This window comes from Campylobacter sp. CNRCH_2015_1657 (assembly GCF_025772685.1).
GTDB classification, from domain to species: Bacteria; Campylobacterota; Campylobacteria; order Campylobacterales; family Campylobacteraceae; genus Campylobacter_D; species Campylobacter_D lari_D.
The window spans coordinates 1-5964 of the sequence record NZ_JAKMSO010000018.1; the positions used below are offsets into that span (position 1 = coordinate 1).

The 5964-nt window shown below is 26.7% G+C and carries 6 protein-coding genes; 4 read left to right on the forward strand and 2 right to left on the reverse strand.

Annotated features, from left to right (window positions below):
• Nucleotides 1-52: 52 nt before the first annotated feature.
• Both L8X27_RS07865 and L8X27_RS07870 read left to right on the forward strand, forming a co-directional pair.
• Nucleotides 53-802: a hypothetical protein gene (locus L8X27_RS07865; RefSeq protein WP_133319961.1), complete on the forward strand. Its 750-nt coding sequence runs from the start codon at nt 53-55 to the stop codon at nt 800-802.
• Between the two features lie 9 nt (nt 803-811).
• Nucleotides 812-2023, forward strand: coding sequence for a DUF2920 family protein (locus L8X27_RS07870; RefSeq protein ID WP_263671859.1), 1212 nt, complete (start codon nt 812-814; stop codon nt 2021-2023).
• Here the strand turns inward: L8X27_RS07870 and L8X27_RS07875 are convergent.
• Nucleotides 2016-2249, reverse strand: a complete 234-nt coding sequence (locus L8X27_RS07875) for an acyl carrier protein (protein WP_263671860.1) — start codon at nt 2247-2249, stop codon at nt 2016-2018. The genes L8X27_RS07870 and L8X27_RS07875 overlap by 8 nt on opposite strands.
• A 114-nt stretch (nt 2250-2363) precedes the next feature.
• Complete coding sequence (locus tag L8X27_RS07880; RefSeq protein WP_263671862.1) at nt 2364-3860, reverse strand: amino acid adenylation domain-containing protein; 1497 nt, start codon at nt 3858-3860, stop codon at nt 2364-2366.
• Between the two features lie 61 nt (nt 3861-3921).
• On the opposite strand from L8X27_RS07880, the gene L8X27_RS07885 reads away from it, so the two are divergent.
• A complete protein-coding gene (locus L8X27_RS07885) occupies nt 3922-5142 on the forward strand; it encodes a DUF2920 family protein (RefSeq protein WP_263681178.1) in 1221 nt (406 codons plus the stop codon).
• Nucleotides 5143-5176: 34 nt separating this feature from the next.
• On the forward strand, nt 5177-5964 hold a 788-nt coding region (locus L8X27_RS07890), incomplete at its 3' end, for a DUF2920 family protein (protein WP_263681179.1).

Genomic DNA, 5964 nt, shown 5'->3' on the forward strand with positions numbered 1-5964 from the left:
AATATTACTTGATGTGCAAAAATTAAACTAAAAGATGCAAGAAAGGAAAGAAATGAAAAATTTTTTTAACTCATTACAAGATAAAGAATTTATTTTTGCGCCACAATGCTATAAAACATGCAATGGCGGATGCTGTCATAATATTCACGCACAATATTTTAAATTTAATAAATCTAGTGCGGTGATATTACCTATGCTTGAAGTTGAATATCTTTCGCTAAAGCAAGCCGGTAATACATATTTAGAAAATGGAAAAGTCAATACCTTTACTTTAAAAAATGGAAAAAAAATCAATGCTTATTTTGCAAAATGTGATTTAAATGGACTTTGTAATCCTCATAGTCTTAGACCTTTGATATGCAAGCTTTATCCTTATTATCCTCAGGTTGATTATGATGGAAATTTTTTAGGGGTTAAACCTTGTGCGTTATTTGATATTTTTTATAAAGATGCCCAAAAGCATTATTGTACTATAACCCATAGAAAAAATGATGAGTTTTTAAAGGAATTTGAGCAAAGCACACAGGTATTAAGAAAGGAACCTATAATGATATTTGTGTTTAAGGTGCTTGAAGTAGTAGAAGAAACTCTTAAGCAGTATACTTATGATCATTATGGAAAAGTAATTTATCTTGAAGAATTAACACATGAAGAAAAATTTGATTTTTTTGCTTTTCAAGAGATTAATTCTATGACTATGCAAGCATATAGAAATGAAAAATTTATTGACAAAATTCAAGATATATATGATAATTTAGAGATGCGATATCAAGAGCATTTTACAAAGTATTTTAATGATTAGAGAAAAATTATGCTTAAAAATGAAACTTATTTTATAGACTCTTGTGATGATGTAGAATTAAATATAAAAAGAGAAAGTAAATTAGAATATAGAATTACTTATGATGATAGTAAGCAAATGAAAGCTATCGTTTTTATCATAGGAGCGTATGGTTCTAATGTTGATTTATCAATCATTGATTTTGACAGGCAATTTATAGCTAAAAAATTTGATGTAGTGGCTGTAAGTGTTTTATATCATTGTTTTAGCTGTAGAATAAATGAAAAAGATAAAAGATATAGTGCACAATTTTATTTTGATGGAAATGATGTAGAACGGATAAAAAAGTCTTTAAATAAAATCAATTTAAATTCAAATGATATTAGTATAGGATTAGCTAAAGATTATTTTTCTTATCTGGAGCATACTATTGATGTGTATAAAGAAAAGAGTTTTTTAAATGAAGATTGTAAATTTTATTTTACTTGCACTATGTTACCAGCCAATAATGAATATCAAAATTATGGTATTATGGCAGCAATTGACCATATTAATGTATTGAAGGATATATATTATAAATTTCCTAATTTTAAGAATTTGCCGAAGATTTGTGGAGGTGTATCATATGGGGGATACCTCTCTTTATTGATATCTAAAATAGCTCCTTGGTATATAGATGGAGTGATAGATAATTCTGGCGAGGCAATGTTGATATTGAATTATATCATAGGAAAAGATTTTGATACTCCTGATGCAATTTGTGATTCTAAAAATTTGAAAATAGGATGTTTTTTAAGAACATATTGGAATGCCAACAAAGAATCGCCATATTGTTTTAAAGATGAGAATTATGAAATAAGAACTTTATTAAATCAAACTCATTTAATTTTACAAGCTCAAAAAAATAAAAATATACTTTATGCAAGTTATCATAATTTTAATGATAAAATGGCTTCTTGTGAATTTAAAAATAACTATATGAAAATTTTAGAAGCATTGGGATATGATGTTAATTTTAACTTAGTAGATGAGAAAGATATTGATGGTAAATTTATTAAAAATTCTTCTCATGGAAGTGGAATAAATACTAAAGCATTATTTAATAAGGAATTACCAAAAATGCTTGAAAAATTTAAGGATAAAAATTTTACTCCAAGAGAAGATAGTATAAGTTATCCTTGCAAGGATAAGGTTTTTACTTTTAAAGATAAAGGTAATAAATTTGTGCTTGAGATTATATAACTTCCTCAAGCATATTTTTAATCGTAGAAAAATCCTCAAAATTATCCGGAGTGATATATTTAGCATCTAAATTTTTTCCTATAAATTTTTCGATTTCAAGTATTAATTTCATCATATCAATACTGTCAATAATATCATCATTCACTAAATTGCGACTGCTTTCATTGATATCACTTCTGTTGATTGCATTAAACATTTTTTGAATACTTTCGAATGTAATTTCCATTATTTTCCTTCTAAAATAAGTATTTTCTCACATTATAACATTTTAATTTTGCAAAATAGAGAGTAATTATTGTTTTTGTGTATTTTAATTTATTTGTAATGAAAATTGTATTTTTTATTTTGCAAATTCTAAAACTTTCCTATCAATCTTCCCATTTGCATTTAAAGTAAATTGTTCTATTTTAACAAATTTTTTAGGTATCATGTAAATAGGGAGTTTGTCTTTTAAAAAGTTTTTAAAATCTAACTCTTCCTTACTTTCATAAAAGCAAATAATTTCTTCTTTAAAAATACAAGCACAATTTCTTACATTCTCATGAGAATTTATAATACTTTCTATCTCTCCAAGTTCTATGCGATGACCCATATATTTGATTTGATGATCTATCCGTCCATAACATAAAAGTTCGCCAAATTCATTATAAGCTACCACATCACCTGTTTTATAAAGCAAGTCTAGGTAATTATCATGCAAAGGATTTTGCATAAAAGCTTGCTTTGTTTTTTCTTTATCATTGTAATAGCCTAAAGAAAGACAAGTTCCTCTTACATAAAGCTCGCCTTTAACTCCCACTTGACTTGAAGTAATTAAATTTAAATTCTCATCAAAGACTAAAAGTTGGGTATTTTTACATGCTTTTCCTATAGGCAAAAGCTCATCATCGCTAAATTGCCTATCAACTATGTAAAAAGAGCATACATCGGTAATTTCAGTAGGTCCGTAAAGATTAGCAAATAAAGCACTAGGAAGGTATTTGCGCCAAATGTTGAGTTGTTTATTTGGCATGATTTCGCCACAAAAAAGAATTTTGTTTAAATGCCTTAGTGTAAAGGCTTCAAGCGCATTAGTATTAGCAAAATAAATCAGCACTGAAGGTACCCAAAAAATTGTTGTTATTTTTTCTTGTTCTAGATACTCCAAAATTTTATTTGGAAAAGCAAAAAGATGATTAGGCAGTATATGAAGCGTAGCTCCCATTTTAACAGAGCTAAATATATCTAATATGCTATTATCAAAGTAAAATGGCGCTTGATTAGCAAGTATATCTTCATGGCTTAGCTTAAAAGTTTCACATACCCAAAAAGTATAATCAATCACACTTTTATGGCTTATGCTTACTCCTTTTGGAGTTCCTGTGCTTCCGCTTGTAAAAAAGACATAAAGTAAATTAGTATCTATGTGATCGTTTAAAGCTTTTTCTAAAGCATTTTCATTTATATCAAAGCTTTCAAAATCTTCTGTAAAAATGGTATCAAGACTAAAATCTAAATTTAATTTTTTAGAAGTAATTAAAAACTTTGGTTTTAAAACTTCTATGACTTTTTCTACACGCTCTTTAGGGCTTTTTTCATCTAAAAGTGTATAAAAATTTCCACTTTTTGCTACACCAAAAAAAGAAAGCAGACAATCAATCCCTTTAGGAAGTATGATTAATACAGGATCTTGTGTATTTTTAGTAGGAAGTTTAGAAAGAATTTTACTTGCTATTTTTTTACTTAAATCATCAAATTCTTTATAGCTTATACTTCTACCATTAAACTCAACAAAAGCATTTTTACTTCCAAATTTAGCAACACTCTCTTGTAAAAAATCATTGATATGAGTTGTCATGAGCTTCCTTGATTTTTTTAGTTATAATAGCATATAAATTATAATATCAAGAAAGAAAAATATGCTCATAAATCAAACTTATTTTATAGACTCTTGTGATGATGTAGAATTAAATATAAAAAGAGAAAGTAAATTAGAATATAGAATTACTTATGATAATAGTAAGCAAATGAAAGCTATTGTTTTTATCATAGGTGGGTATGGAGCTAATGCAAATATACATTTTCTAGAAAGTTATAGAAATTTTATAGCTAAAAAATTTGATGCAGTAGCTGTAAATGTATTTTATCATTGTTTTTGCCAAAGAGTTTCTGATGTGGATAAATATAGCGCTGAAATGACTTTTTTATTAGACGATATAAGAACATTTGAAAAGGCTTTCAGGGATTTTGAAATAGAATTTGAAGTGCTAGATAATACAAAAAATATAGAAAAATATTATCAAATTCTTGATCAAAAAATGAGTATATTAAAAGAACAAGGAATTTTAAATCAAGACTATAAGGTTGAGTTATCTGTGACTTTTATCCCACCTAACAATGAGTATAATAATTTTGCCATTATGCCTGCTATCGATCATATCAATGCCTTAAAAGATATAATGAAAAATTATCCTCAATTTAAATCTTTACCTAAAATTTACGGGGGAGGGTCATACGGTGGCTTAGTGGCATTAATGTGTGCTAAAATAGCTCCTTGGTATGTAGATGGAGTAATAGATAATTCAGGTGCTGCATTGCCTCCGTTAAGATATATCATAGGAAGGGATTTAAATAAAGGTGATGCTATTTTAAACGAAGATGAGTTAAATAGTAAAGTTCATTGTTATGTGGAAACTTATTGGACACGCAAAAACCCAAACTCACCTTATTATTTTGCTGATGAAAATTATTTAATAAGAGCTTTACTTAATAAAGATCACTTGATTTTACAAGCTCAAAAGAATAAAAATATCATTTATACAAGTTATCATAGCGCTAAAGATGACTTAACTCCAGCTGATCATAAAATTTCTATGATAGAAATTTTAAAAGCCTTAAACTATGAAGTAGATTTTCATCTAATAGATGAAAAAGATATAGATGGCAAATTTATTAAAAATTTAACTCATGGGTGTGGAATTCCTGATAAGGCATTATTTAATAAAGAATTACCTATTATGCTTGAAAAACTAAAAGATAAAACATTTAGTATGAAAAAAGATAGTATATCTTATCCTTGTAAAAATAAAGTTTTTACCTTTAAAGATGAAAATGATAAATTTGTTTTAGAGATTGTTTGATAAAATATATCTAAAACTAGCAAAGGCTTTTTAAATGTTAAAAAATCAAACTTATTTCATAGACTCTTGTGATGATGTAGAATTAAATATAAAAAGAGAAAGTAAATTAGAATTTAAATTAACTTATGATGATAGCAAAGAAATAGAGGCGATTGTTTGTGTTATAAATGGTATTGGTAGTGATATAAAAAGCATTTATTATATAAGTGATTATTGTGCTAGAAATTACAATGTAGCAGTTTTGAGTGTAAATTATCATGGTATAGGTAATCGTCCTCAAACTGGAGCAACATATTATTTAGATGATATCGACAAGCTTATTTTAGACACTAGTTTAAAAGCTATAAGTATTATTCCACCTTTTAATATTAATCATATTGATACTTTTGAAAAAATTAATCATTATTTAGAATATATAGATAATCAAATTTCTATTTTAAAATTAAAATGGATATTAGATGTTTCGTATATTTTAAAATTAAGTATAACTCTTCAACCTACCAAAAATGAATATCAAAATTTTGGCATCATGCAAGCAACAGATATACTAAATGCTCTTTTATATATTAGAAAAAATTCTCCTTTTAGAGCTATGGGGGGGGGTATAAAGCATATTTTAGTCGGATCATCCCATGGAGGATATTTAGCAAATTTATGTGCAAAGTTAGCTCCTTGGCTTGTTGATGTTGTAATAGATAATTCTTCTCATGTTAGTCTTACTAATTTATGGAGAGTTATAGGTTTTGGAAAAGAAGTTGATTATACTAAATATTATAATTTTTTAACACCAAATACCTTTAATCATATAAAACTTTACGGTTA